The sequence below is a fragment of the Natrinema limicola JCM 13563 genome, from assembly GCF_000337475.1.
GTDB classification, from domain to species: domain Archaea; phylum Halobacteriota; class Halobacteria; order Halobacteriales; family Natrialbaceae; genus Natrinema; species Natrinema limicola.
The window spans coordinates 1-3,108 of record NZ_AOIT01000005.1 but is presented as its reverse complement, the minus strand read 5'-3'; the positions used below and the strand labels follow the sequence as shown (position 1 = coordinate 3,108).

The following is a 3,108-nucleotide window of genomic DNA, read 5'->3' as shown; positions in this document are numbered from 1 at the left end:
AAGGGGGAAGGCGATAGAGAAATACCGCCTTCCGATAGAGGCGTTCGACTATCCGGCTCTGCTAACGCTGACGATAGAGAACGTGTCTGACCCGGAACAGGGGAAAGAGGCGGTACAAGGGGCGTTTGGACGATTACGCCGCCGAGTGATCCCGCCGTCGGGGACCGTGGAACGCCCGGACGGCGAGGGCGGAACGAAAACGGTGCGCTGGGTATGGAAAATGGGTGATGACGGCGGTGAGCCTGCCGACTTCTACTGGAAGAGCGCACTGTGTGAGGCGGGTGAATACGACCTCGCGCGTCGGCTCCAGAAGAAGTACGTAGACCAGGGTCGTGGAATCCCGTTCTCGGAGCTCGTACCGGCTGGATTGTATGGAATCGACATCAAGCAGCAGGATTCAGAACGCTACCACGTCCACCTGCACGCTTTGTGTGAGATGCCGTTCGTGCCCCAGGCGGCGATAGCGTCGATCTGGGAGGATCTGACGGATGCGTCGGTGATCGACGTTCGGCGTCGAGGCGACTTGCTGGCCGAGACGATCGGGTACGTGTGCAAAGCGCCGGAGTTTGAGACGGTGGAAGACGAAGTGGAGTATCTGACGGCTCTGAAGGGCTCACGGCTGATGCAGCCGTTTGGAGAGCTTCACGGGAACATTAGTGACGCGCCAAGTCTGTTGGAGTGCTCGAACTGCGGGCGCGCGCCGCAGTTCTGGAACTACCTTGGACTGGTTGATGAAGCGTACGACAACATGACGGTCGCGACGTCGGAAGGGGACAGACCGCCGCCAAAGTAGTCGAGGAATTGACTGCTGTGGTCAAATCTGAGTGGATGCAGTTCGATCGGTGAGCTTGCTGTGGGTTCCGGTGAGAGTGCTGTGCTGCTTTAACTTGCTATGGAGACTGTTCGGTCCAATTAGCTGCTGAGGCGTGCAGACTTGTCGGGCTATCCAGTGATTATCACGACAATGAGACTGAACACTAGGAATAGTCCGATAACACCTGCACCTATGAACCAGCGTTGAGGTGTCTGCTGGGTTGCTTGATCTACTGAGTCGGGGTCGCGATAGATTCGAATTGCGTTCGCTAGTAGTAGAGTGCCAGCGCCCATTGCTACAACCGCTGTGACCAGTGAGGTGCTACTCGAAGCTTCTAACAAATTATAGATGCCGGCTATGGCGATGTAGGAACCCCCTATAGCATAACATCGAAGTAGGAAGCTGGCCCGCTTGATCGAAATCCTCTGACTTTCGGTGTCTGTATCGGCCATAGGATTGCTTTAGGTGTGCTGGCAAAGGTTTTCCCATCTGATGAGAGGGTTTCTTAGTGTTTGTGTAGATTTCTTCGAGTGTTTGTTGCTGCTCCATCTGGCCCGTGATTGAGTTAGTCGTAGCTCGCTGTAGCCGGTGGACTTTCAGGTGTCGTGTGGCGTGTCACAGATTGGCCGTTCTTACGCGCGCGTTAAACCTTCGTACCGGTTGAAATATGGGTGAAGAGTTTAGGGTGGGGGTGAAGGTTTTATGGGTCTTGTAGGGGTAGCTGGCGGTATCATGAGCGAGGTGCTGTGGGTGGATGGATACAAGATAGATAGAGCATCGCAGAAGATGCTGCGGGAGCTGCGAGGTGGGGAGTGGTGCTATGGGTCGGCGCTTCGGGAAGCCGCCGATCTAGCGGAGAACACACAGGTATTCTATCGGATGGAGAACTACCTGGAGCCGTCGGGACTGGTTCTGGAGGCGGCGCGGGTTGAGGATGAGGCGCGTCAGTTCCAACTCACAGAAGAGGGTGAGCAGTGGGTGAAACGGAACGCTGAGACGGTGCTGGGGCCGGAGACGCGGGAAGAGGTGGCTTCGATGGCGGCTGAGGCATACGAGGCGGGAACGAGTGCGAAGGAGTCGGTGCAGGACTACCGGAAGAAGGTAAACCGGGTGAAGAACCGGCTGGACGAGACGCGGGAGGACGTGCGAGATCTTGAGGATCAGGAGGAGAACCAAGAGGCGACGTTGGACATGGTGTGGCAGCGGTCGGAGGACAACCGGGACAGGTCGAAGGAGAGCAGAGAGCGGATACAGGCACTTGAATCGGAGATAGAAGAGCGCGCCGACGTTGGCCGAGTGAGCGGTATCGAGGAGAGCGCGGCGAAGGTCGAGGAGCGGCTGCGGCTGGTAGAGGAGCGACAGGGAGGGCTAGCGCGTCAGCAGGCTGAGCGAGAGCGAGAGCGGGCGGAGATAGCGTCGCTCGCGAAGATGGGCGGCTACGCGGCAGGAGGAGCTGCTGGGGCGTACGTGGTGCTGGTAGGAGCGGCGTACCTGATAGCACCTGGACTGGCGGCGAGCGCGGTGGTCGCGGGGATCGCGATGGTGCTGGGAATAGTGCTCGCGATTGGTGGGTTGGTCTACCTCCGGGGACGGCGGTCGCTCACGGTAATAGACAGCGAGAGCGAAGCTCAGGTGTCGGCGGAATAGGGCGAATGTCGTAGTTGTCCCCTAACTGCGACACTGAGCGCTGATGTAGAGCTGCGGGTATTGATCGGTGGAACTAATCCTCTGAGTTGAGGTGTCAGCGATAGAACTGTCTTGAGTATGGAATTGAAAAAGAGTCATGGTGTCCTTGTTCTGGGCGTTGGCTGTATTATCGGCTCTGTGGCTACGATTGAGGACGTTTCAGGCGTTGTTCCATTTGCTGTCCTCATCATTGTCATTGGTATACTGATGGTTCTTCGCGGCTCTTGATCTTCCCGTTCATTGACGTGAGACGATAAGCTATATATGGCGACCTTGAGAGCGTGGATGTAACTCAAGAACGTGAACCGATGTCCGGGAGAAGACCCCGGACAACCGCGTGCATTCCCAGCCTCTAACTGGGAACGCGGTGGTAATGCCAGGCCGGCTATTACCGTACAGGGGTCTTCTTCAGCCGGGGTAATAGGGCTAACGCCTGATGCTGACGGCTGGTGTTCGTGTGCTGCTCTCAGCGCCGCGAGAGCGGGCTGTGAGCGTCGTGGCGCTCGCGATGGCCCTTCGACTTGGTATCCTGCGAAAGCCCGCGCAGGGCGCTGTGCGCCCGAGCAGGACCGTGGAGGTGGGTGGGGACGTTTGGAGGTGTTCTGGCC

Annotated in this window: 2 protein-coding genes; both read left to right on the top strand. The window is 57.8% G+C overall.

What is annotated here, in order from left to right; all coding sequences use genetic code 11:
* The coding region (locus C476_RS18635; RefSeq protein WP_008008567.1) for a hypothetical protein at nt 1-793 on the top strand (793 nt) is incomplete at its 5' end.
* A 753-nt stretch (nt 794-1,546) separates the two neighbouring features.
* Nucleotides 1,547-2,461 (top strand): hypothetical protein, encoded by a 915-nt coding sequence (locus C476_RS00030; protein ID WP_010612586.1) that lies wholly within the window; start codon nt 1,547-1,549, stop codon nt 2,459-2,461.
* The last annotated feature ends 647 nt before the right edge of the window (nt 2,462-3,108 follow it).

Bases quoted from the DNA above. Each gene is read 5' to 3' on its own strand.
- C476_RS00030 (WP_010612586.1), top strand. From the start codon at position 1,547: ATGAGCGAGGTGCTGTGGGTGGATGGATACAAGATAGATAGAGCATCG.